The sequence below is a fragment of the Curtobacterium sp. UNCCL17 genome, from assembly GCF_000686685.1.
Lineage (GTDB): Bacteria > Actinomycetota > Actinomycetes > Actinomycetales > Microbacteriaceae > Curtobacterium > Curtobacterium flaccumfaciens.
Genome location: NZ_JMLI01000023.1, coordinates 1 through 22,014, shown reverse-complemented (window position 1 = coordinate 22,014; position 22,014 = coordinate 1). Strand labels below are relative to the sequence as shown.

General features: G+C 72.6%; 22 protein-coding genes. 13 read left to right on the top strand and 9 right to left on the bottom strand.

Annotated elements, in window-relative coordinates:
* Positions 1-628: 628 nt before the first annotated feature.
* A complete protein-coding gene (locus tag BR70_RS0104700) occupies positions 629-1,426 on the bottom strand; it encodes an SDR family NAD(P)-dependent oxidoreductase (protein ID WP_027465124.1) in 798 nt (265 codons plus the stop codon).
* A gap of 110 nt (positions 1,427-1,536) precedes the next feature.
* Here BR70_RS0104700 and BR70_RS0104695 point away from each other — a divergent pair, with 110 nt between their 5' ends.
* Positions 1,537-2,442 carry an AraC family transcriptional regulator gene (locus BR70_RS0104695; RefSeq protein ID WP_027465123.1) on the top strand — a complete coding sequence of 302 codons (906 nt, stop codon included), beginning with the start codon at positions 1,537-1,539 and terminating at the stop codon, positions 2,440-2,442.
* A 6-nt stretch (positions 2,443-2,448) separates the two neighbouring features.
* Here the strand turns inward: BR70_RS0104695 and BR70_RS0104690 are convergent, their stop codons facing one another.
* The 4 genes from BR70_RS0104690 to BR70_RS0104675 all read right to left on the bottom strand — a co-directional run bounded on the left by BR70_RS0104690 (position 2,449) and on the right by BR70_RS0104675 (position 5,373).
* Positions 2,449-2,934, bottom strand: coding sequence for a tetratricopeptide repeat protein (locus BR70_RS0104690; protein ID WP_027465122.1), 486 nt, complete (start codon positions 2,932-2,934; stop codon positions 2,449-2,451).
* Positions 2,931-3,740 (bottom strand): DUF6807 domain-containing protein, encoded by an 810-nt coding sequence (locus BR70_RS0104685; RefSeq protein ID WP_027465121.1) that lies wholly within the window; start codon positions 3,738-3,740, stop codon positions 2,931-2,933. Before BR70_RS0104685 ends, BR70_RS0104690 begins: the two co-directional genes overlap by 4 nt.
* A 10-nt stretch (positions 3,741-3,750) precedes the next feature.
* On the bottom strand, positions 3,751-4,440 hold the full coding sequence (locus BR70_RS0104680) for a class I SAM-dependent methyltransferase (protein ID WP_027465120.1): 690 nt from the start codon (positions 4,438-4,440) through the stop codon (positions 3,751-3,753).
* A gap of 183 nt (positions 4,441-4,623) precedes the next feature.
* Positions 4,624-5,373 (bottom strand): FadR/GntR family transcriptional regulator, encoded by a 750-nt coding sequence (locus BR70_RS0104675; protein ID WP_027465119.1) that lies wholly within the window; start codon positions 5,371-5,373, stop codon positions 4,624-4,626.
* Between the two features lie 330 nt (positions 5,374-5,703).
* On the opposite strand from BR70_RS0104675, the gene BR70_RS0104670 reads away from it, so the two are divergent.
* The 6 genes from BR70_RS0104670 to BR70_RS0104645 are packed head-to-tail and all read left to right on the top strand — an operon-like array spanning position 5,704 to position 11,973.
* The gene (locus BR70_RS0104670; RefSeq protein WP_027465118.1) at positions 5,704-7,122 is read left to right on the top strand and encodes an MFS transporter; all 1,419 of its coding nucleotides are present in this window, start codon (positions 5,704-5,706) and stop codon (positions 7,120-7,122) included.
* Complete coding sequence (locus tag BR70_RS0104665; protein ID WP_027465117.1) at positions 7,119-8,885, top strand: dihydroxyacetone kinase family protein; 1,767 nt, start codon at positions 7,119-7,121, stop codon at positions 8,883-8,885. Before BR70_RS0104670 ends, BR70_RS0104665 begins: the two co-directional genes overlap by 4 nt.
* A gap of 25 nt (positions 8,886-8,910) precedes the next feature.
* Positions 8,911-9,396 (top strand): ribose-5-phosphate isomerase, encoded by a 486-nt coding sequence (locus BR70_RS0104660; protein WP_027465116.1) that lies wholly within the window; start codon positions 8,911-8,913, stop codon positions 9,394-9,396.
* Positions 9,396-10,217 (top strand): triose-phosphate isomerase family protein, encoded by an 822-nt coding sequence (locus BR70_RS0104655; protein ID WP_027465115.1) that lies wholly within the window; start codon positions 9,396-9,398, stop codon positions 10,215-10,217. Before BR70_RS0104660 ends, BR70_RS0104655 begins: the two co-directional genes overlap by 1 nt.
* Positions 10,214-11,059 (top strand): sugar phosphate isomerase/epimerase family protein, encoded by an 846-nt coding sequence (locus BR70_RS0104650; RefSeq protein ID WP_027465114.1) that lies wholly within the window; start codon positions 10,214-10,216, stop codon positions 11,057-11,059. Before BR70_RS0104655 ends, BR70_RS0104650 begins: the two co-directional genes overlap by 4 nt.
* Positions 11,056-11,973 (top strand): phosphogluconate dehydrogenase C-terminal domain-containing protein, encoded by a 918-nt coding sequence (locus tag BR70_RS0104645; protein WP_051596643.1) that lies wholly within the window; start codon positions 11,056-11,058, stop codon positions 11,971-11,973. Before BR70_RS0104650 ends, BR70_RS0104645 begins: the two co-directional genes overlap by 4 nt.
* Positions 11,974-12,005: 32 nt before the next feature.
* Here BR70_RS0104645 and BR70_RS19560 read toward each other — a convergent pair whose 3' ends face one another.
* On the bottom strand, positions 12,006-13,601 hold the full coding sequence (locus BR70_RS19560; protein WP_051596642.1) for a D-apionate lactonase family protein: 1,596 nt from the start codon (positions 13,599-13,601) through the stop codon (positions 12,006-12,008).
* An 80-nt stretch (positions 13,602-13,681) separates the two neighbouring features.
* Here BR70_RS19560 and BR70_RS0104635 point away from each other — a divergent pair, with 80 nt between their 5' ends.
* Positions 13,682-14,443 carry an SDR family NAD(P)-dependent oxidoreductase gene (locus BR70_RS0104635; RefSeq protein WP_027465112.1) on the top strand — a complete coding sequence of 254 codons (762 nt, stop codon included), beginning with the start codon at positions 13,682-13,684 and terminating at the stop codon, positions 14,441-14,443.
* A gap of 59 nt (positions 14,444-14,502) precedes the next feature.
* Here the strand turns inward: BR70_RS0104635 and BR70_RS0104630 are convergent, their stop codons facing one another.
* Together BR70_RS0104630 and BR70_RS0104625 are read right to left on the bottom strand one after the other, a co-directional pair.
* A complete protein-coding gene (locus BR70_RS0104630) occupies positions 14,503-15,459 on the bottom strand; it encodes a DUF1648 domain-containing protein (protein ID WP_027465111.1) in 957 nt (318 codons plus the stop codon).
* On the bottom strand, positions 15,456-15,806 hold the full coding sequence (locus BR70_RS0104625) for a GntR family transcriptional regulator (RefSeq protein ID WP_027465110.1): 351 nt from the start codon (positions 15,804-15,806) through the stop codon (positions 15,456-15,458). Before BR70_RS0104625 ends, BR70_RS0104630 begins: the two co-directional genes overlap by 4 nt.
* A gap of 122 nt (positions 15,807-15,928) precedes the next feature.
* Here BR70_RS0104625 and BR70_RS0104620 point away from each other — a divergent pair, with 122 nt between their 5' ends.
* Together BR70_RS0104620 and BR70_RS0104615 are read left to right on the top strand one after the other, a co-directional pair.
* A complete protein-coding gene (locus BR70_RS0104620) occupies positions 15,929-16,123 on the top strand; it encodes a hypothetical protein (RefSeq protein ID WP_027465109.1) in 195 nt (64 codons plus the stop codon).
* Between the two features lie 85 nt (positions 16,124-16,208).
* On the top strand, positions 16,209-16,724 hold the full coding sequence (locus tag BR70_RS0104615; protein WP_027465108.1) for a hypothetical protein: 516 nt from the start codon (positions 16,209-16,211) through the stop codon (positions 16,722-16,724).
* Between the two features lie 9 nt (positions 16,725-16,733).
* Here the strand turns inward: BR70_RS0104615 and pdxR are convergent, their stop codons facing one another.
* On the bottom strand, positions 16,734-18,203 hold the full coding sequence (gene pdxR, locus BR70_RS19555) for a MocR-like pyridoxine biosynthesis transcription factor PdxR (RefSeq protein ID WP_051596641.1): 1,470 nt from the start codon (positions 18,201-18,203) through the stop codon (positions 16,734-16,736).
* A gap of 21 nt (positions 18,204-18,224) precedes the next feature.
* Between pdxR and BR70_RS0104605 the strand changes: the two genes are divergently transcribed.
* The 3 genes from BR70_RS0104605 (at position 18,225) to rlmN (ending at position 21,436) form a co-directional block, all read left to right on the top strand.
* A complete protein-coding gene (locus BR70_RS0104605) occupies positions 18,225-18,974 on the top strand; it encodes a pyridoxamine 5'-phosphate oxidase family protein (RefSeq protein WP_027465107.1) in 750 nt (249 codons plus the stop codon).
* A gap of 182 nt (positions 18,975-19,156) precedes the next feature.
* On the top strand, positions 19,157-20,110 hold the full coding sequence (locus tag BR70_RS22130) for a C40 family peptidase (protein WP_051596640.1): 954 nt from the start codon (positions 19,157-19,159) through the stop codon (positions 20,108-20,110).
* Positions 20,111-20,203: 93 nt separating this feature from the next.
* Positions 20,204-21,436: a dual-specificity RNA methyltransferase RlmN gene (rlmN, locus tag BR70_RS0104595; RefSeq protein WP_027465106.1), complete on the top strand. Its 1,233-nt coding sequence runs from the start codon at positions 20,204-20,206 to the stop codon at positions 21,434-21,436.
* Positions 21,437-22,014 lie beyond the last annotated feature (578 nt).

Sequence of the window (22,014 nt, the reverse complement as noted above, 5' to 3'; positions counted from 1 at the left end):
GCCCGCACCGCGCCTCCCGACCGTGTGGTGGTCGCGCCCACCGCCGCGCCCACGCCGTCCGCCGAGTGGTCACGATCCGTCGCCTGGCGCGCTCCCGCGCGACGGTCCGTGACCGCTCGACCACCTGCCAGCGGTGCGTCGTGACCATGCGCGGATCCGATGCCCGGCTGACCGACTCCCGCCGAGCGGGCGAAATGCCCGGGTGCCTGCGTGTGTCGACCCGGGTGTTCCGCCCGTTCGTGGTGGTGGGGGTTCGTGCGCGTCGGTTGGCGCTGCCGAGCGGGCGAAATGCCCGGGTGCGTCCGTGTGTCGACCCGGGTGTTCCGCCCGTTCGCGGTGGTGGGGGTTCGTGCGCGTCGGTTGGCGCTGCCGAGCGGGCGGAATGCCGGGGTGCCTTCGCGTGCTGACCCGGGTGTTTCGCCCGTTCGTGGTGGTGGGGGTTCGTGCGCGACGGTTGGCGCTGCCGAGCGGGCGAAATGCCGGGGTGCGTCCGTGTGCTGACCCGGGTGTTTCGCCCGCTCGTGGTGGGGGGGGTTCGTGCGCGACGGTTGGCGCTGCCGAGCGGGCGAAATGCCGGGGTGCGTCCGTGTGCTGACCCGGGTGTTCCGCCCGCTCGTGCGGGGCGCGCTCAGCCGAGGCGGGTCGCGGCCAGGCCGCCGTCCACGTCGATCGTGGCGCCGTGCACGAAGGTCGCCTCGTCGGAGGCCACCCAGCGCACGGCGAAGGCGACGTCGACGGGGCGGACGGGTGCTCCGGCGGGGGTGCCCGCCGTCATCTGCGCGAGGACGTCGTGCGAGTCCGCGTTGCCCGGTGTCGCGGTGGCCCCGGGCGACACGGTCGACACCCGGACGCCGTGCGGTCCGAACTCGGCTGCCCAGGCGCGGGTCAGCTGCTCGACCGCGGCCTTCGTCGCCGGGTAGAGCGCCGTGAACGGGACGCCGACGCGGGACATCCACGAGCCGACGTTCACGACGACGCCCGAGCCGCGTTCGACCATCGCAGGGGCCAGCGCTCCGACCAGCACGTGCGGCGCGCGGACGTTCGTGGCCCAGAGGGCTTCGGCGTCGTCGTCGGCGAGCAGTGCGGTGGGGCCGACCGGGTAGACGCCGGCGTTGTTGACGAGCACGTCGACCCGGCCGCCGAGGGCCTCGGTTGCGCGGGCGGCGAGGTCACGGACCGCGTCGGGGTGGGTGTTCAGGTCGCCGATCACGGCCACGGCGGTGCCTCCGGACGCGGTGATGGTGTCCACCACGGCCTGCGTGCGCTCCGGGTCGCGGCCGGCGACCGCGACGGTGGCGCCGGAGGCGGCGAGGACACGGGCGACGGCTTCACCGATGCCGCTCGAGGCGCCGGTCACCAGCGCGGTGCGGCCGACCAGTCGGTCGTCGGTGGTCAGGGAGTCGAGGAGTGCTTCATTGGTCTGCATGCTCCGATGCTCGGTCCGACGGACCCGTCGGTGATTGCCCAAGACTCCGGAGTGCTTGCCGGATCCCGCACGGGCACCACTCGCGTCGGATGCCTCGACAGAATGGGCACATGGACGACGTCACCTCGGACCGGCTGGACCGTGCGCTGCAGAGCGTCCTCGCCCACCTCGACGACACGGAACGCGCCGGACGGCTCGGCCTCCGCCTGGCCCGGGTCGACCGTCCGACCGACCTCGGGTACCAGCGCTACACGCCGTCGGTGTCGGTGGTGCTCGCCGGACGGAAGCGCTCGATAGTGGGGGACGACGACCAGCTCTGGGGTCGGGAACGCTTCATCATCACGCCCGTCGACCTGCCCGTGATCGCCGGGGTGGTCGAGGTCGAACCACCCGCGGGGTTCGTCGCGGTCGTCTGGCAGCTCGACCCCGCGGTGGTGGCCGAGGTCGCGACGGCGATGTCCCGCCCGCACCAGGACGAGGCGCCGCCGGCACGACTCGGCAGCTGGACCCCGGCCCTGGCGGATGCGTTCGCCCGACTCGTCGGACTGCTCGATGCTCCGGAGGACATGGCCGTCCTCGCCCCGCTCGTCACCCGCGAGGTGGTGCTCCGCCTGCTGCAGACGGACCAGGCACCGCGCATCCTGGCCGCGATCGGCAACCGGGACGGCGACGTCGTCGCCGCGGCAACCGCCCTGCTCACAGAACGGCTGGCGGACCCGTGGTCGGTGGCGGTCCTGGCTGCGGCGGTCCGGACGAGCGAGTCGACACTGTTCGCACGCTTCCGGCAGGTCACCGGCATGAGCCCCGTGCAGTACCTGCGGCGGCTGCGTCTGGGGGAGGCCCGGCGGCGGATGATCGTGCTCGGCGACACCGCCGCCCAGGCTGCGGCGGCGGTGGGGTACCGGAGCGCCTCGCACTTCTCGCGTGACTACCGCGCGCTGCACGGCCGGCCACCGGCTGCCGACGCCGGTCGGGCCCGTGCACTGCTCGCACGGGGCGAGGTCGCGATCGCCTGAGGCGCGTCAGTCCTCGGTGAGGGCCGCCGCGTAGGCACGGACGGACCGGTGGTACCGGGGGAGCGTCGGCTCGACGGCCTCGATCGCGACGCGCAGCGCCTCGGCGGAGCGTCCCGCGCTGTGCAGGGCGAGCGCGAGGAACACCCGCGGTGCCGCCCCGGTGGCCGGGTGCTCCGGCGCGTCGCGGAGCATCGCGATGGCCGCGTCGATCCGGCCGAGGTTCCGCAGGGTCGAGGCGTGCTGGACGACCATCCTGGCTGCGCGGTCCGGGTCGACGGAGTCCAGGCCGGCTGCGGTCGCGGCGGCGTACTGCACGTCGGCATCGGCCTCGTGTCCGCCCGAGTCGAAGGCACCCCCGAGCTCGAACGCGCCGAGCGCTGCGTGCGGAGCGTCGGCGGCGAGGTCGCGCATCCGCTCGATCCGCTGCTGGTCGTCGGTCGTCTCGTCGTCCCACAGCGCCGCGACGCGTGACTCCCAGTCCCCTGTGCTCATCCAGCGAGCGTAGCGCCGTCGGTGATCGTCGCGCGGAACGAGCGGACCAGCGGTTCGCCGGGCTGCACGACGGCGGGGGTGTCCCACGCCAGGGCCGAGCCGATCGCGGGGTACTCCTCAGCGCGGACGAACCAGGGGTCGTGGTGGTCGACGGCCTCGATCCGGATCGTCGCCGGACCGCCGTCGAACACCGCCGACCAGGTGATCCAGGGTGTGACCGAGCCGTGCACGGCGGTCTCGCCCTCGGCGTCGGCGGTCCGGACGGCGACCCCCGTGCACTCGGGGAACCGCCAGAAGAAGCCGCCGTAGCCGGCTCCGTCTCGGCCGTTGCTGCCCGGGCCCCCGAGGTGCACCGGGGTGTCACCCGGGGTGCGGAACGACGACGACCAGGACAGTTCCCACCCGCTGGCGACCGCACGCCAGCGGAGGGTGCGGTCCTCGCGCAGGACCACCGCGCGGTCCGGACCCCGCCAGACGAGTGCCTCGGCGGACATCGTGTCGTGCTGCTCCGCGTGCACCAGCTCGACCGAGCCGTGGTCGTCGCGCCACACGTAGCCGAGCCCCGCGACGTAGGTCCGGCCGCCCCAGCAGTTCACGCCGTCGACGCCCGGGATCGCGACACCGACGCCACAGTGCCAGTCGTGGTCGCCGGGGTGGTGCGCGCTGACGACGGTGCCGCCGAGGGTCCGGACCGGGTGCAGGTACGGCCGAGGGGACGACGTGGCGATCGTGCCGGCGCCGCTGCGTTCGACGGCGACCTCGACACCGTCCACGACGAGTGCGCGGATGCCGTCGTCGGTGCTCACACCGCCGACGCTACCCGCGCGTCAGCCGGGCGAGCACGACGCTGTCGAGCACCTCGTGCGGATCACCCTCCGGTGTCGTCGCGGTGCGCGGCCGGACCTCGGCGACCAGGACGTCCCACCCGTCGTCGAGCTGCAGGGCGGCGAGGTCATCGGCCGGCGCGGGGAACCGGTACTCCCGCAGCTCGGGCGGCAGGTCGTCGTGCGGGGGAGCGGCGTGTGCGGTGACGAGCAGGTGCCCACCGACGTCGACGAAGCCGGCGGCCCGACGCAGGATGTCGGTTCGGGGGATCTCCACCGGCCACGACTGCAGGAACGACGCGGTCACCAGGTCGAACCGCGCGGCGGTGTCCCACCGGCCGAGGTCAGCGGCAACGAACGCCGTCCGCTCCTGGACCCCGGCGGCGACGGCAGCCCGCGAACCACGCTGGAGCGCCGTCACGGAAAGATCGATGCCCGTCACGTCCCAGCCCTGCTCGGCGAGCCACACCACGTCGCCGCCCTCGCCGCAGCCGAGGTCGAGCGCCCGCCCCACCGGCAGCCCCCACGTCACTGAGGCGAGCACGGCGTTCACCCGGCCGGACCAGATGCCGTCGCGCTCGGCGTAGCGGGCCTCCCACCAGTCCCGGGCGGACGGTGCGGCGGTGACATCGGTGACATCGGTGGCAGATCCGGCGGCGGAGCCGTCGTGGTGGGTGTGCATGCAGCTACTCCAGCGCACGTGCCGGGCCGGACCCAAGCGGTGTTGCCGCCCCGGCAACACCGCACCGTGCGAGGCGGGCACGACCCGGGCCTCCCGTCCGCCCCGATCGTGAGCAGAAGGTGTCGGGTCGGCTCGACGGACCCGACCATTCCTGCTCACGAAGCGAGCGACCGCGTGCACGCCCTACTCGTCGGCGGGCAGCGGCTCGGCGTGCTCGATGCGTGCGCTCGCGGTGGCCATGTGCGCGTCCATCGCGCGCTGCACGGCGGACACGTCGCGGACGCGCAAGGCCTCGAAGACGGCGCGGTGCTCGTGGAACGCGGCCTCGGTCGCCTGCCGGGTCTGCACGCGCCGCGCGACCCAGACGCTCAGCATCGAGCGCAGGCTCTGCAGCAGATCGGCGAGCACGTCGTTGCCGGACGCCCGCGCCAGCAGGACGTGGAACCGGACGTCGGCGTCGATGAAGGCCTGCGGGTCGTCGAGCGTCGCCTCCTGCCGGACCAGGTACTCGCCGAGTTCGGTGATCTGCTCGTCGGTGGCGCGCTGCGCGGCGAGGATCGCGGCCGTGCGCTCCAGCGAGGACCGGATCTCGAGCAGCTCGCGGGTGCGGTTCGACGCGAGCATGAGGCCCCACGACAGGGTCGTCGGGAGCAGGTCCGAGGTGCCTCCGCGCAGGTAGGTGCCCGAGCCGGGGCGGATCTGCACGATGCCCAGGATCTCGAGGGCGGCGAGGGCCTCACGGACGGCCGAGCGTCCGACGCCGAGCCGCTCGGACAGGATCCGCTCCGAGGGCAGCCGTGAGCCGGGGGCCAGCTCGCCGGCGGTGAGCAGCGAGACGAGCTGTCGGGCGACCACCGAGGCGGGGGACCCGACGGGCACGGACTCGAGTTCGAGTCGGATGTTGAGGGGGTCGTCCGGGCTGAACGCGGGCATGCAGTGAGCGTACCGGTCGGTCAACCGGTTGCGGCGGGAGCAGCGCCGAGGTGACCGGCGTCGCAAAGGAAGCAGCAGCGCGCGTGGAATGGTCAACCGGTTGACAAGTTGCCCGACCGCGACGCACACTGGATCAGGCGCACCGATGCGCCCGCTCTCGATCCGCGCAGCAGCACGGAGCGTCCCGGCGAAGCCGACCGGAACATCCCGGCCCGGCCGCCAGGACTGTCCCGGCGCAGCCGCCAGGACCGTCCCAGCCCAGCCGCCAGGACCGTCCCGGCGCAGCCGCCAGGACGGGAGTCGTACCACCCCCACCGAGCAGGAGTCATCGTGGACATCCCCGCCACGCGAGGCATCCCCACCTCGGTCGTCGAGAAGACGGCCATCCGCAAGATCGCGATCCGCATCGTGCCGTTCGTGGCACTGATGTTCTTCATCAACTTCCTCGACCGCACCGCGATCTCCTTCGCCGCCCCCAACGGCATGGAGGCCGACCTCGGCCTGACCGCCGCCCAGTTCGGCTTCGCGTCCGGTGTGTTCTTCATCGGTTACCTCGTGCTCGAGGTGCCGTCCAACCTGGCGCTGCACAAGTTCGGCGCCCGGATCTGGCTCGCCCGCATCATGATCACGTGGGGCATCGTGTCCCTGCTCTTCACGTGGGTGCAGAACTACCCGCAGCTCGTCGGCCTGCGCTTCCTGCTCGGCATCGCCGAGGCCGGCTTCTTCCCCGGCGCGATCCTGTTCCTGTCGACCTGGGTCCCGGCCCGTCACCGCGGCAAGATGCTCGCGCTCTTCTACCTGGCGCAGCCGCTCACGAGCGTCATCGGTTCCCCGCTCGCCGGCTGGCTGATGACCCACGAGGGGATCCTCGGCGGCCTGGCCGGATGGCGCTTCATGTTCCTCTGCGTCTCGATCCCGGCGATCATCGTCGGCGTCCTGTGCCTCTTCGTCCTCAAGGACAAGCCGTCGCAGGCGAAGTGGCTCGACGAGGACGAGAAGATCTGGCTGGAGACGACGCTCGCCGCCGAGAGCGCCGCGAAGGGCGGCGGGGACGGTCACGGCAAGGGCGGCCTGCGTGCGGCCTTCGGCTCCGGCCGCGTCTGGATGCTCGCCGCGGTGTACTTCGGCTTCATCTACGGCCTCTACGCGCTCAGCTTCTTCCTGCCGACGATCATCGACGGCTTCCAGGAGCAGTTCGGCACCACGTTCGACCTGTTCCAGAAGGGCCTCATCACGGCCATCCCGTACGTGCCCGCCGCGGTGGTCCTGTACTTCTGGTCGCGTGACGCCTTCCGTCGTGGCGTCCGGGTCTGGCACATCGCCGTCCCGGCCCTGGTCGGTGGCCTGAGCATCCCGGTCGCGCTCTACATGAACAGCCCGGCCGCCACCGTCGCGGTCATCGCGATCACCGCGTGTGCGATCTTCGCGGCCCTGCCGAACTTCTGGACGGTCCCGACGCAGTTCCTGACCGGTGCCGCCGCAGCCGCGGGGGTCGCCCTCATCAACACCGTCGGCAACCTCGGTGGGTTCGCCGCCCCGTACATCACGGGTGCGGTGAGCGAGTGGACCGGCGGGTACCAGGTGCCGATGTTCATCGTCGGGTTCTTCATGGTGCTGTCGAGCGTGCTCATGTTCGTGCTCGGCCGGAACACGAAGCGCAACGAAGCGGCCGCCGCGGCGTCCGCAGCCGACACCGCGGTCGCCGCCACGGACGGACCGACCGCCATCGCGAAGGAGGCCGGCGCATGACCCGCCTGTTCAACGACCCCGCGGACTTCGCCGACGAGATGGTGGACGGCTTCGTCGCCGCCAACCGCGCCCGGGTGCGCAAGGTGCACGGCGGGGTCGCCCGCTCCACCACCAGCCCCGAGGGCACCGTCGCGCTGGTCGTCGGCGGTGGCTCCGGCCACTACCCGGCCTTCGGTGGCCTCGTCGGGCACGGCCTGGCGGCCGGTGCCGCGATGGGCAACCTGTTCGCCAGCCCGAGTGCCCAGCAGGTCACCGCGGTGGCGAAGGCGTCCGAGCACGGCGGCGGCGTGCTGCTGAGCTACGGCAACTACGCGGGTGACGTCCTCAACTTCGACGCCGCGGCACGGGCACTCGAGGCACAGGGCATCGACGTCCGTACGGTCCGCGTGACCGACGACGTCGCGTCCGCGCCCGCCGACCAGGCACACAAGCGTCGCGGCATCGCGGGGGACCTCTGCGTGTTCAAGGTGGCCGGCGCGGCCGCTGAGCGCGGCGACGACCTCGACGCGGTCACCGCGATCGCGACCAGGGCCAACGAACGCACCCGCAGCTTCGGGGTCGCGTTCTCGGGGTGCTCCCTGCCCGGCGCCGACGAGCCGCTCTTCACCGTCCCCGAGGGGCGCATGGCCATCGGCATGGGCATCCACGGCGAACGCGGCATCGCCGAGGCCGACGTCCCCACCGCGGACGGCCTGGCCGACCTGCTCGTCGACAAGCTCCTCACCGAGCGACCCGACGACACCGGCACCGGCACCGGCACCGGCACCACAACACACGGCACCGCAACAGCACCCGCCGGCCCCCGCGTCGTCCCGATCCTCAACGGCCTCGGCTCGGTGAAGTACGAGGAACTCTTCGTCGTCTTCGGCGCCGTCCAGCGGAAGCTCACCGACGCCGGCATCGTCGTCGTCGAGCCCGAGGTCGGCGAACTCGTCACGAGCTTCGACATGGCGGGCGTCTCGCTCACCCTGTTCTGGCTCGACGACGAACTCGAGCAGCTCTGGGCAGCCCCCGCCGACGCCCCCGCCTACCGCAAGGGCGGCGCCGTCCCGCAGCAGCCCGTACCGGTCGAGGTGCTCGAAGCCGGCGTGGTCGTGCCCGTGACGCCCGGCACCGAGGAGTCCCAGGCCTCGGCTGCCCGCATCGCGAGCGCGATCACCGCGATCCGCGCCACCATCGACGACCACGCCGACGAGCTCGGCCGCATCGACGCCGTCGCCGGGGACGGCGACCACGGCATCGGCATGCAGCGCGGCTCCACCGCCGCCGACCGTGCGGCACAGGACGCCGCCGCCCGTGGCGCCGGCGCCGGTTCGGTCCTCGCGATCGCCGGCGACGCGTGGTCCGACAAGGCCGGTGGGACGTCCGGTGCGATCTGGGGTGCTGCCCTGGAGGCCCTGGGTCGCGTCCTCGGGGACGAGTCCCGTCCGACACCCGCCACCGTCCAGAGCGCGGTGCACGCCGCGGCCGAAGCCGTCCTGGCCTTCGGAGCCGTCCCCGGCGACAAGACGATGGTCGACGCGCTCGTGCCGTTCGACCAGGTCTTCTCCGCCCGGGTCGCCGCCGGCGACGAACTCGTCGACGCCTGGTCGGCCGCCTCGGCCGCAGCACGGACCGCGGCGGACGCCACGGCCGACCTGTTGCCCAGGATGGGCCGCGCCCGCACCCACGGCGAGGACGCCGTCGGCACCCCGGACGCCGGCGCGATCTCGTTCGCGCTCATCACCGCCGCGGTCCGCTCGTCCATCGCCGTCCCCGCCTGACCCCCACCACGAAAGGCAAACCCGCATGAGTGAGCAGCAGTTCCGCATCGTCGTCGGTTCGGACGACGCCGGCTTCGACTACAAGGAGGTCATCAAGGCCGACCTGGCGAAGGACCCCCGCGTGGCCTCCGTCGTCGACGTGGGCGTGGACGCCGACGGCCACACGGCCTACCCGCACGTCGCCGTCGACGCCGCCCGTCTGGTGGCGAACGGCGAGGCCGACCGCGCGATCCTGATCTGCGGCACCGGCCTCGGCGTCGCGATCGCGGCGAACAAGGTCCCCGGCATCCGCGCCGTGACCGCGCACGACTCGTTCTCGGTGGAGCGCTCGATCCTGTCGAACGACGCCCAGGTGCTCTGCATGGGCCAGCGCGTCGTCGGGGTCGAGGTCGCGCGCCGGATGGCGAAGGAGTGGCTCGGCTACACCTTCGACCGGACGAGCGCGAGCGCCGAGAAGGTCAACGCGATCTGTGCCTACGACGGCTCGGCCCCGGTCGGGACCGACGCCTGATGCCCGCGACCACGGTGGCCGCCCCGGTGACGATCGGGGTGTCGCTCAAGATGTACTTCAGCCATGCCCGGACGCTCGAGTGGGCGGCCGCCGTGGCCGACATCGCCCGGAGCCACCCGGCGGTGCGGTCCGGCGCGGTCGAGCTCTTCGTGGTGCCGACGTTCCCGTCGCTCGTCCCGGTCCGAGCGATCCTGACCGGGTCAGGCGCTCCGGTGCTGCTCGGTGCCCAGGACCTCGCCTGGGCCGACGAGGGTGCCTTCACCGGCGAGGTCTCCGGCGCCGAACTCCGTGAGATCGGCGTCGACCTCGTCGAGATCGCACACGCCGAGCGACGCGAACTGTTCCACGAGACGGACGACGAGATCGCCGGCAAGGTGCACGCGGCGTACCGCAACCACCTGCGGCCCCTGATCTGCATCGGCGAGACCGAGCGCGCCGCCGACGGCGACCCCGCGGGCGCGATCTCCGAGGTCACCGCGCAGCTCGACCGGTTCCTGGCGACCGCGACTGCCGACGGCATCGCCGGACCGCTCATCGCCGCGTACGAGCCGGTGTGGGCGATCGGTGCCCCGCAGCCCGCGCCCGACGAGCACATCGTCGCGGTCCTGGCCGGCCTGGAGCAGCACCTGGCGAACCGGCCGGAGCTCGCCGGCTCCGTCGCGATCTACGGCGGCAGTGCCGGTCCGGGCCTGCTGACCCGGGGTGCCGGACGCATCGGCGGCCTGTTCCTCGGCCGCTTCGCCCACGACCCCGAGGCGATCCGCACGATCCTCGACGAAGCCGAGGCGCTGGCCGCGACGCAGGACGGAGCACCGGCATGACCTCCCTGCTCGGCCTCTCCACCTACGCCTACTTCTGGCGCATGTCCGACCGCGTCCCGTCGCCGATGTCCCTCGACGACGCCCTGCGCGACGCCGCGTCGCACGACGGTGTCGACCTGTTCCAGATCTGCGACCACCTGCCGCTCGACACCGCGACCGACGAGCGCCTGGCCTCGATCCGGTCCCTGGCCGCCGACCTCGGTCTCGCGCTCGAGGTCGGCACCCGAGGCACCCGGCCGGAGCACCTCGCCCGGTACCTGCACGTCGCGGAGCAGCTCGGCGCGACCCTCGTGCGGAGCATGTGGACGAGCGGCGACGACCAGCCCGACGCGGCCGAGACCGAACGACGCCTGCGGCAGGCGCTCCCCGCCTACGAGCGCGCGGGCGTGACCCTCGCGCTGGAGACCTACGAGGTCGTCGCCACCGCCGACCTCGTCGCCGTCGTCCAGGCGATCGGCTCCGACAGCCTCGGCATCTGCCTCGACCCGGCGAACACCGTGGCACGGCTCGAACACCCAGGGGACGTCGTGGCGATGACCGCCCCGCACGTCGTCAACTGGCACGTCAAGGACTCCGCCTTCACCCGCTCACCGGGCTGGGTCGGGTTCCAGTACACCGGCGTCCCGATCGGCACCGGGGTCCTCGACCACGACGCCGTCCGCGCCGCGCTCGAGCCGGACACCCGGGAGATCAACCGCGTCATCGAGTTCTGGCTGCCGTGGCAGGACGAGCACGCGGGCGCCGAACCGCTGCCGGGGGAGCCCCCCGCACAGACCACCACCCGCATCGAAGCGGCGTGGACCGAACACACCATCGAGTACATCAGGAGCAAGGAATCATGACCGACACCGTCACCACCCCCCACACCGTCGCTGCCGGATCCGGCACGGCCGACGTCACCGTCGCCGTGATCGGTGCCGGCGGCAAGATGGGCACCCGCGTCTCGAACAACTTCGCGAAGAGCGAGTACACCACCCTCTACAGCGAGGCCTCGCCCGCCGGCCAGGAGCGCATCCAGGCCCTCGGCCGCGAGATCACCGACAGCCTCGACGCCGCGAAGGCCGCCGACGTCGTCATCCTCGCCGTCCCGGACGTCCTGCTCGGCACCATCTCCGAGCAGCTCGTCCCCGTCATGAAGTCAGGCGCCAGCATCCTGACGCTCGACCCGGCCGCCGCCTACGCGGGTCTCCTCGCCAAGCGCGAGGACATCCACTACGCCGTGGCGCACCCGTGCCACCCGTCGGTGTTCCTCGAGCGCACCACCAAGGCCGAGTGGGACGACACCTTCGGTGGCATCGCCGCCCCGCAGGAGGTCATCGCGGCCTTCGACGCCTCGGAGTCGCTCGGCGACGAGGGCGACCGTGCCAAGGCCGTCGCCGAGGCCGTCATCACCACGATGTACGCCCCGGTCATCCAGGTGCACTGGGTCACGGTGAAGCAGCTGGCCGTGCTCGAGCCGACCCTGGTCGAGACGATCGCCTGCATGATCGGCGACTTCCTCAACGACGCCCTCGAAGAAACGGTCACCGGTGTCGGCGTGCCCCGCGAGGCCGCCCGCGCCATGCTCTACGGCCACACCTGGATCGCGCTGACCAACGGCCTGCGCGGCTCGAACCCGTTCTCCGACGCCTGCCACATCGCGATGGGCTACGGCCGCGAGAAGCTCATCAAGGAGGACTGGAAGCAGGTCTTCGACGACAGCGAGCTCGACTCGGTCATCGCGAAGATGCTCAAGATCGACGCAGTCCGGCGCTGAGCCGGACCGCCAACGACCACCGCGCCGACCCGTCAGCGTGCCCGGACCGGAACGCCCCGCCGACCCCCTTCCGGCGGGGCGTTCCCCGTGCCGTCGGCGGCCACGAACCCCCGCGGCCCCCACGCCTCGGTCAGCGTGATCGAGGCCACGCCCGGCACGGTCAGCGCCCGCACCGCGTCGGTGAACCACCGCCCGGCGGCCGGCGTGTGCTGCGCCGGGTCGGTCGCGTCCGGAACGGTCTCCGGCCCGTAGCCGTGCTCGACGGTCGCGTCCGTCACGACCCGGGTCGGCGCCGTCGCCACCGCGTTCCACCGTGGCCGCAGCGTCACCGGTCCGACGTGCAGCGCCCTGCCGGCGGCCAGCCTGGAGGCGCTGCTCACCACCCAGCGCAGCATCCGGATCGACTCGGTCACCTGTTCGGGCGACCGGTCGTGCATCTGCGGCGTCACGCTGCAGGTCAGGGGGCCGTCCCAGCCCGAGAACACCGCGATCGAGCGGTTCAGCTCGGTGAAGTGGGCCCGGGTACCGGCGACGACCTCCAGCGCACCGACCGCTGCCACCGCTTCGCGCAGTGCCCGCTGCAGCGCCGGCGTCGTCACGTGCGACACCGGGTCGAACGCCCCGACGCGAGCCACCGGCCCGCCCTCGAGCACCGCGTCGATCGCCGCGCGCAGCAGCACCGGGTCGTCGGTGACGAACCGGACGTCCAGGGGAGCGCCACCCGCGTCCCGGCGGGCCGAGGCGAGCACCGCCTCGACGTTCGGGGCGCCGAGGGTCGGCTCCACCAGGATCGGGAACCCTCGGAGCAGGTCGGCGTCGTCCGGGCGCGCAGCGACCGGCGCCGAACCTGCGAGCAGCTGGAGCGTCGGCGGCGGCGTGACCACGGCACCGGGAGCGGGCCCGTCGAGGGTCGCGAGGTCCGGGGCGGGGGAGGCCGCGCCTCCCGGCCGGGTGCCCGGACCACCTGCTGGACCGCCCGCCGTCACACGCAGGGTGAGCCCCTGCCGGACCGTCGTCCCCGGCGTGCTCGCGACCGGGAACGGCTCGGCGAGGGGAGTCGAGTACGTCTTGAACGAGGCGTCGGTCCAGTTCCGCTGGTCCTCGGTCTCGAACACGTCGCCGGTCAGGTCGAGCGACAGCGCGACCGGACCCGCAGCCCAGTCGAGCCCGGCGATGTCGACGGCTGGCTGGTGCGGCGCGATCCAGAACGGGAACGCCGTCGCGGTAACGCCACCGGACGGGTGCCGCACCGTCAGCGGCTGCCCGGCCAGGGTCGGCGGGTGCAGGACGACGAGCCCGATGCGGTTGCGGCGGAAGGCCCGTGTGACCGTCCCGACCGCGGCGACCCGCAGGGTGTCGTCGTCGACCGTGACCTCGAGGACGGTGCGGACGACCTCGACGCCGTCGTACCGTGCGCTGGTCTCGATGCGGATGCGCTCATCGTCACCGTCCACCGTGCGTGTCAGCACGGTGTCGTCGGCGGTGCGCCAGTCGTGGTCGCGGACGACGAACCGGACGGCGCGCAGGACGAGCGTGCCCCGGAACGTGACGTCGGCGAGTTCGGCTCCGCGCAGGGCCAGACGCCAGGGCCCGACGGACACGATCTGGTCGTTCGACGTCGCAGTCATGGTGCATGCCTAGCACCGGTCAACCGGTTGGGCAATGATGGGGGTGACGGAGCAGCGCTGCTCCGAGGACGGAGTCCCACATGACCGCACGACTCGACGGCCGGACCGCACTCGTCACGGGAGCGGGGTCCGGCATCGGCCGCGCGATCGCCGACCGCTTCGTGACCGAGGGGGCCACCGTCGTCTACGCCGACCGCGACGCCGATGCGGCCGCCGGTCCCGCCGCCGCAGCCGGCCCGACCGCGATCGGCCTCACGATGGACATCGCCGACGAGGCGAGCGTGGCCGCGGGGTTCGCCGGACTGGCCGACCGTGGTGCGAGCCCCGACGTGGTGGTCGCGAACGCCGGTGTGCAGCTGTTCGGCCACGACGCGAAGGTCGCCGACCTGTCGCTGGAGACCTGGGACCGCACGGTCGCGGTCAACCTCACCGGCACGTTCCTGACGATCAAGCACGCCGTCCGGGCGATGCTCGCGAGCGGCGCCGGCGGGTCGGTCATCGCCACGGGGTCGCCGACCGGCCTGAACGGCGAGGGCGCCGACTTCGCGGCGTACTCCTCGACCAAGGGCGGCATCCACGCACTCGTCCGGGCGACCGCGATGGCCTACGCGCGGGACGGCATCCGGGTGAACACGGTCGTGCCGGGCTACACCGAGACCGGCCTCGTGTCGGCGATCTCCGGTGACCCCGAGGCCCGAGCCGCGATCGTCGCCCGCACGCCCCTCGGTCGCCCGGGCACCCCCGACGACGTCACCGGCATCATGGTCTACCTGGCCAGCGTCGAGTCGTCCTACGCCACCGGAGCGGAGTTCCGCGTCGACGGCGGCATGACGAGCCTCTGACCCGTCTCACGCCCGCTGCCGGACCCGCGACGCCGCCCTGGAGGCCCGGTGCAGCCCCGTCATGCCGTCTCGCGCCCGGCGAGCAGCGCGCCCAGGGCTGCGGCACCGCCCGCAGCGTCGGGCACGGTCACCATCCGCGCCTGCCCGCCGCGGAGCCGCGCGACCAGCCCCGGCCCGGACCGCACGACGTAGGCGACGCCGCGGCCCGAGATCCGGTAGCCCCAGCCGCCCCACTGGCCCGGGGTCACCTGCTCCCACCCGCACGACTCGATGCGCTCCAGCGGGACGCGCATGAGGGGGATCCTCGTCCAGGTGGACGTGAGCCGCATGCCGCGACGGTCGACGGTGAGTTCCAGCCGCGCCAGCACCAGCACGGCGATCCCCGCGATCACCATCGCCAGTCCGGAGACGACCGCCGTCGTCACCCCGGCCGATGCCGTCCAGACGGCGGTGCCGACGCCGAGGACCACGACGACCGCCCCGATCACCGCGAACCACCGGCTGCCGACGCGTGCGCGCCAGGCGACGCGGGTGTCGGGCCCGACCACCAGGGGAGCGACCTCGTGGGCTGGCACGGGTGCAGCGACCCGGAACAGTGCGAGCACGGGGACGGCGGCGACCACCACGGCGACGAGCAGGAACGGGACCGTCCACCAGGGGGACAGGGTGCCGTCGCCGGCCGTGTTCGTCCACGCGAGCACGACCCAGGCCGAGCCGAGGGTCCCGGCCAGCAGGTTCGCGACGAGCAGGACCGTGGCTGCTGTCCGCCTGTCGCGCCAGCGCAGCGCGGAGAACGCGAGGACGACGGCCACCAGTGCCACCGCCAGGGTGACCCAGAAAGCCGTCCACGGTGACCCCCAACCGTCCGCGGTGCCGTCCGTCCGGAAGTGGATCGCGATCCGCGCGGGCATGGTGGACGCCGCGAGGACCGCGGTGAGCACCAGTCCCACCGCGACCAGGAGCCCTGGTGCCGTCACGGCCAGCCGTGTGCCCGTGGTCATCGGTCGAGTCGTCATCGTGCCCCCTTGATCATCGTGAACAGGTCGTCGAGCGAGACACCCAGGGTGTCCGCCTGGTCGCGCAGCTCGTCGACGAGCGTGCGCAACCGGTCGAACGAGGCGTTGCCCGATCGCAGGACCGTCGCGCCGCGGCCGCGCCGCAACTCGATCAGTCCGTCCTCCTGCAGCAGCGCGTAGGCGCGCAGGACGGTGTGCATGTTGACGTCGACCGAGGCGGCGAGGTCCCGCGCAGCGGGCAGCCGTTCGCCGTTCCGCAGCTCGCCGCGGGCGATCGCGTGCCGGATCTGGGTGGCGACCTGTTCCGCCAGGGTCGCTCGCGCCTGCGGGTCGACGGTGATCAACATGTTCGCATTCTATGCGAACAATCCGGCATCGCACCAGGGCTGCTCCACCCGTTCGGACCCTGTTTGGCCGCGGAACGCAGCACGTGGTTCGGCGGCTCCCGGCACGCGTACCGTCCGTCGCGATGACCGAATCACCCACCACCACTGTCCCGTCGAACTACGAGTCCGCCGACGGTGTGGACCCCCTGCACGTCACCACCTACCGACAGGTCCGCAAGGCCGCCCGCCGCGGACACGCACTCCCCGGCGACGCCGGTGAGCCGTCCCTGGCCGACCTCGTGAACGCCCGGAAGAACGGCACCGCCGAGTCCCGCTGACGCAAGCTCACGATCCGGTCTCGACCAGGTCTCGATCGGGACACGACGACGCGAACAGCACGAGGGTGCTGCCACGATGACGTCCATGGTCTCCTTCCGGTCCGCACTGCCCCTGGTCGTCGTGAGCGCGGTCCTCGTGTCGGGCTCGCTCGCCGGCTGCTCGGCCGACGACGACGCAGCGGCGCGGCCGACGTCGACCCCGACGCCGACCTCGGAGACCTCGGACGCCCAGCCAGCGGGCGGCGCGACGGACCCGATGGAGGAAGACCGGAGTGCTGCGGCGATCTGCGGCCAGATCACTGCGCTGACGACGATCTCGCTGAACGCGACGGTCGGGCGAAGCCAGGGCGATCTCTCCGAGGCGCAGTACCAGGCACTGATCGCGGCGGAACGCTTCGGCTACGAGCACCTGTCGAGCACCGACGAGGAGCTCGACGACGCGATCGACTACGCGCACGAGTACCTCGACGCGCACCCCGCACCGAAGTCCGGGCCGGCGCTCGAGATGACTCCCGAATGGGAACTCGTCGGGCGGACCCTGATCACCGCGTGCCGGGGTGCCGGGTCGAACGTCGTGGGCACCGCCCAGTACGGCGGCTGACGACCCGGATCAGGGTCCCGTGACCGCCGTCACGAGCGCGTCGAGCGCGCGGTCGAGCTCCGGCATCGTCACGGCGCCGTAGCCGAACACGATGCCCGGCGGCGTCCTGCCCGGCGCGAGCCCGTACTCCTCGAGCGTCGCGACGAGCACCCCGGCGTCCGCCAGCCGACGCGCGATCTGGGCCCCCGTGGTCGGACCCGACCACGTGACCACCGCGTGCAGTCCGCCGTTCAGGGCACGGGCCTCCAGGCCGGCGACGTCGCCGAGCCGAGCCGCGATCCGGGCCCGGCGGTGCGTGTAGTCGCGACGCACCCGACCCAGGTGCCGCCGCAGCCCACCCGTCCGCAGCAGGTGCACGAGCGCGGCCTGCACCGGTTCGGCGACGACCGCGCCACGAGCCCGACGGGCGGCGAGCACCGCCTCCGTCACCGGGGAACCCGTCGCCGCGACCGTCGGCAGCACGACGTACGCGCAGCGCAGCCGGGGGTCGAGCGTCTTCGAGAAGCCGCCGACGTGCAGCACCACGCCCTCGGCGTCGAGTGCGGCCAGCGCGGGCACGGGAGCGCCGCGGTGCCGGAACTCCGAGTCGTAGTCGTCCTCCACCACCACGGTGCCGGTGGTGGCGGCCCAGGTGAGCAGCCGCCGGCGCCGGGCGACGGGCATCACCGACCCGAGCGGGTACTGGTGCGTCGGGCTGACCAGGACGGCGTCGACCGGTCCGGCGGCCTCGAGCGCGTCGAGGTCGAGGCCGTCCTCGCCGACCGGGACGCCCACCAGGGATCCACCAGCGCTCGTGATCGCACGGTGTCCGGTGCGGTAGCCGGGGTCCTCGACGGCGACGACGGGAGCGCGACCCAGCAGCCCCCGAAGCGCCTCGGTGACGAGCGACAGCGCTTCCGAGGTCCCCGCGGTCACGAGCACCCGGTCGATCGTCGCCGTGAACCCGCGGGTCAGGCCGAGCTGGGCGACGACCTGTGCCCGCAGGTCGGGGGAGCCGAGCGGGTCCGCGATCGCGTTCCGGAGCGGGGCCGATGCCGCTGCGCGCCAGGCTGCCCGCCAGTCCCGCTGTGGGATGGCGGTGACCGCGGGGATGCCCGGACGGCAGTCGATGAGCGGAGCGGACGGCGGAGCGGCCGCGACGCCGGCTGCGTCGACCGCGCCGGCCGCGCCGGAGCCGGCGGTGTCCGTGCCGACGGCCGACGGCGCACCCGTGGTCCGACCGTGCAGGTCCGCCGCGACCCGCGCGAGGGCACCGTGCCGCGTCCGCAGGTACCCCTCGCCGTCGAGCTGCTCGTACGCCGCGACGACGGTGCCCCGGGCCACCCCGAGTTCCGCCGCCAGCACCCGTGTCGACGGCAGTGGATCGCCTTCGCGCAGGGTGCCGTCGTGCACCATCCCACGCACCCGTGCCACCACACCGGACACCTTGCTCGACTGGTCCATCGTGATCGCCCCGATCTGGTCCAGGCACCGGACCACTGCTGACCCTAGCGTGACGACATGCCCACCTCGAGCTCCGAATCGGAACTGCCCACCGACGGCCCCTCACTCCGCGTCCGCCGCCTGCGTGACCGTCAGTCCGACGCCCCCGCCGTCCTGCACGCGATCCTCGCCGAGGCCCACGTCGCCCACGTCGGCATCGTCCGCGGTGGCCAGCCCGTCGTCCTGCCGTTCCTCTGCGCCGTCGGGGACCTCGGCGACGGCCCCGTCCTGCTGCTGCACGGCTCGACCGGTGGTGGGCTGTTCCTCGACGCCGGGGCCGAGGGCGTCCCGGTCGCCGCCACCATCACCCACCTGGACGGTCTCGTCTTCGCACGCTCCACCAACGACAGCTCGGCGAACTACCGCAGCGCGATGGTCGCCGGCCGCGCCACCGTGGTGCCGACCGACCTGCGCACCGAAGCCCTCTGGCAGGTGGCCGACCACCTCATGCCGGGCCGCCGAGCCGAGGTGCGCGAGATGACCGCGAAGGAGGTCCGCGCCACCCAGGTCCTCCAGCTGCCCCTCGACCGCGTGAGCGTCAAGGTCCGAGCCCACGGTGTCGGCGAGGACCCGGCGGACGGTGAGGACCACACCGTCTGGGCGGGCGTGCTGCCACTCGCGGTCCGCGCCGGGGTCCCGATCCCGGGGGACATCTCGGGGGACAGTCCGGTGGACGCCTCGGTCGTCGCACTGTCGGCTCGCCTCGACCGCCTGGCGGCCGACCGGGAGGCCCGGATCGCCGCCGTCATGCGGGTCACGCCGGTCTGAACCCGGGTCCACCGCCGCGGGCCGGCTCCGGAACGCCCGTGCGCGCCGTCGGAGTGGCCTGCGAGCGGTGCTCGTTCCTGTGACCAGCTGCAGGAACACTCCGGCGCTGCCCAGCCGCAGGCACCGTCGTGACCAATACGTTACTTTCCGGACCGCCGAGTGGTCCCGACCCGGAAGGACCCATGGGACGCCACACCCTGCCTGCAGCAGCCGACGACCGTCAGCCCGCGCGAACGCACACGCACCCCGCGGTCGACCCCGCGCCGCTGACGCCGGACACGCAGCAGTCCCGTCCCCGTGGTCGCCGTTCGGCCCTCGGCCCCGCGGCCGCCCGCTCCACCTTCGTCGAGCACCCGAAGCCGGCCCGGACCGTGCGGATGCAGCCGCGTCCCGCCCCCGTCGCGTCGTCGGCGGGCAGTGCGGTGCTGAGCCGGACCGCCACCCTGCGTGCCGAGCGCGCCGTCGACCCGCGGCACATCCGCCGTTCCGCGAACGCGAAGCGCGCGGCCATCCTGCTCGCCCCCGCGATCGCGGTGACCTCGAGCCTGACGCTCGCCCTGCCCGCGAACGCCGACACCCTGCCCGCGGACACCCGTTCCGGCACGACCACGGCGCAGGACGCCCAGACCTTCACGGTGGCGCACGACGTCCAGGTCCCCGTGGTCTCCACCGACGGCATGACCACCACGACGACGATCGTGTCCTACCCGACGCTCGACCTCCGCTTCGGGGTGACGACCGCGCAGGCACAGTCCGCGTTGTCCGCCGCACTCTCGGCCGGGGGCGACCGGGCCACGATCGTGCAGACCGCCCTGCAGTACATGGGGGACCCGTACGTCGAGGGCGGCGCGAGCCACGAGGGCATCGACTGCTCCGGGCTCACGATGGTCGCCTACCAGGCGGTGGGGATCCAGCTCGTGCACTACGTGCCGACGCAGGACGCCGTCGCGACCACGATCCCCGAGTCCGAGGCACTGCCGGGCGACCTCGTTGTGTACGACGACGAGGACCACGTCGGCCTGTACCTCGGCCAGGGGCTGGTCCTGCAGGCACCGCACCCGGGCGAGGTCGTCGACATCGTCCCGATGTACTCGGCGGCGCACCACTTCGCGCGCGTCCTGCCCGCCGGCAGCTGACCCGACCAGCCGTGGCGCGGCCGTGGTTGTGACCAGCAGGACCACCCGGACGGGGCGTCCCCACCGATCACGGGCCTCCCGTATCCTGGAGTGATGGCTTCCGACACCCGCACCCCGTTCGAACAGCAGCAGTCTGCTCGTCCGCAGGTGCGCCCGCGCACCGAGGGCTGGAAGCAGGCCACCGACACCGACGGTCGCCCGCTGCTGCAGTTCGCGTCCCCGAAGCGTGGCAAGCCGCCCGTGCACCTGGCCGACCTCACGGCCGAGGAACGCGAGGCCCGCGTGAAGGAACTCGGCCTGCCCGGGTTCCGCGCCAAGCAGCTCGCGACCCACTACTTCCAGCACTACACGTCCGACCCGGCCAAGATGACCGACCTGCCCGCCGCCCAGCGGGAGCAGCTCGTCGCCGGGATGCTGCCGCCGCTCCTCACCGAGACCCGGCGGCTGGCGACGGACAACGGCGACACGATCAAGTTCCTCTGGAAGCTGCACGACGGCGCCCTGGTCGAGTCGGTCCTCATGCGCTACCCGGGCCGCATCACCCTGTGCGTCTCGTCCCAGGCCGGGTGCGGCATGAACTGCCCGTTCTGCGCCACCGGCCAGGCGGGGCTGACCCGCAACATGTCCACCGCCGAGATCATCGAGCAGATCGTCCGGGCCAACGCCGCGATCGCCGCCGGTGAGCTCGGGGGCGATCCGCGCAAGGGCGGCCACGACCGCGTCGACGCCGAACGCGTGACGAACATCGTGTTCATGGGCATGGGGGAGCCGCTCGCGAACTACAAGCGGGTGATGGACGCCGTGCGGTTGATGGTCGCACCGCAGCCGAACGGTCTCGGCATGAGTGCCCGCGGCATCACGGTGTCGACCGTCGGCCTGGTGCCGGCGATGATCAAGCTCGCGGACGAAGGGATCCCGCTCACCTTCGCGCTGTCCCTGCACGCACCCGACGACGAGCTCCGCGACGAGCTCATCCCGGTGAACTCGCGCTGGAAGGCCGACGAAGCGATCGACGCCGCCCACAACTACTACGTGAAGACGGGCCGTCGTGTCTCGATCGAGTACGCGCTCATCAAGGACATGAACGACCACGCCTGGCGAGCCGACCTGCTCGCCGAGAAGCTCAACAAGCGCGGCAAGGGCTGGGTGCACGTCAACCCGATCCCGCTCAACCCGACGCCGGGCTCCGTGTGGACCTCGTCCGAGGTGCACGTGCAGGACGAGTTCGTCCGCCGACTCAACGCCGCCGGCATCCCGACGACCCTGCGCGACACCCGCGGCAAGGAGATCGACGGGGCGTGCGGGCAGTTGGCAGCGGCCGAGTAGGTCGGTCCGGTTCGTTCAGTCGGGAGGCACGGTGCGGGTTCGCACCGTGCCTTCCGTCGTTCCCGGGGTCGCGCTCACACCGTCGATCCCCGGAAACCCGGGGGACACGTGCCGTTCACCCGACTGCGACACGCCCGGGAGGGACGACGGTTGGCAGGGCCCCCGGGGCGTGTGTAGAGTAATCACTCGTTGCCGCTGAGGCGGAGAACGGAACGGCCGAGACGGTCACCGGGTTGAACACCTGGAGATGCAGTCCGGACGGGGTCCCGCTCAGGCAACCAACTCCTCGGAACCACGACCTTTGGTTGTGCGCCCGGGATGTTGTACAAGACGAATGCCTCTCTGGCGGAACCTGTGATGGGTCGAGCGGGGAGTGCGTCTGGTCCTTGAGAACTCAACAGCGTGCACATTGTCAATGCCAATTTATTGATTGACCTCGTGCCTGGTCGGCTTGCTGACTGGGTCATGAAGCAATTCCTTTTGGATTGAAGATTGTCAGTAGACAGTCAACAGTCAGAATCAACTCGGTCTGATGCCTTCGGGTGTTGGGTCTGTATTTTTTTACGGAGAGTTTGATC

Coding starts and splice junctions, on each gene's coding strand:
- BR70_RS0104700 (WP_027465124.1), bottom strand. CDS start 1,426: ATGCAGACCAATGAAGCACTCCTCGACTCCCTGACCACCGACGACCGA.
- BR70_RS0104695 (WP_027465123.1), top strand. CDS start 1,537: ATGGACGACGTCACCTCGGACCGGCTGGACCGTGCGCTGCAGAGCGTC.
- BR70_RS0104690 (WP_027465122.1), bottom strand. CDS start 2,934: ATGAGCACAGGGGACTGGGAGTCACGCGTCGCGGCGCTGTGGGACGAC.
- BR70_RS0104680 (WP_027465120.1), bottom strand. CDS start 4,440: ATGCACACCCACCACGACGGCTCCGCCGCCGGATCTGCCACCGATGTC.
- BR70_RS0104675 (WP_027465119.1), bottom strand. CDS start 5,373: ATGCCCGCGTTCAGCCCGGACGACCCCCTCAACATCCGACTCGAACTC.
- BR70_RS0104665 (WP_027465117.1), top strand. CDS start 7,119: ATGACCCGCCTGTTCAACGACCCCGCGGACTTCGCCGACGAGATGGTG.
- BR70_RS0104660 (WP_027465116.1), top strand. CDS start 8,911: ATGAGTGAGCAGCAGTTCCGCATCGTCGTCGGTTCGGACGACGCCGGC.
- BR70_RS0104655 (WP_027465115.1), top strand. CDS start 9,396: ATGCCCGCGACCACGGTGGCCGCCCCGGTGACGATCGGGGTGTCGCTC.
- BR70_RS0104650 (WP_027465114.1), top strand. CDS start 10,214: ATGACCTCCCTGCTCGGCCTCTCCACCTACGCCTACTTCTGGCGCATG.
- BR70_RS0104645 (WP_051596643.1), top strand. CDS start 11,056: ATGACCGACACCGTCACCACCCCCCACACCGTCGCTGCCGGATCCGGC.
- BR70_RS19560 (WP_051596642.1), bottom strand. CDS start 13,601: ATGACTGCGACGTCGAACGACCAGATCGTGTCCGTCGGGCCCTGGCGT.
- BR70_RS0104635 (WP_027465112.1), top strand. CDS start 13,682: ATGACCGCACGACTCGACGGCCGGACCGCACTCGTCACGGGAGCGGGG.
- BR70_RS0104630 (WP_027465111.1), bottom strand. CDS start 15,459: ATGACGACTCGACCGATGACCACGGGCACACGGCTGGCCGTGACGGCA.
- BR70_RS0104625 (WP_027465110.1), bottom strand. CDS start 15,806: ATGTTGATCACCGTCGACCCGCAGGCGCGAGCGACCCTGGCGGAACAG.
- BR70_RS0104620 (WP_027465109.1), top strand. CDS start 15,929: ATGACCGAATCACCCACCACCACTGTCCCGTCGAACTACGAGTCCGCC.
- BR70_RS0104615 (WP_027465108.1), top strand. CDS start 16,209: ATGGTCTCCTTCCGGTCCGCACTGCCCCTGGTCGTCGTGAGCGCGGTC.
- BR70_RS0104605 (WP_027465107.1), top strand. CDS start 18,225: ATGCCCACCTCGAGCTCCGAATCGGAACTGCCCACCGACGGCCCCTCA.
- BR70_RS22130 (WP_051596640.1), top strand. CDS start 19,157: ATGGGACGCCACACCCTGCCTGCAGCAGCCGACGACCGTCAGCCCGCG.
- rlmN (WP_027465106.1), top strand. CDS start 20,204: ATGGCTTCCGACACCCGCACCCCGTTCGAACAGCAGCAGTCTGCTCGT.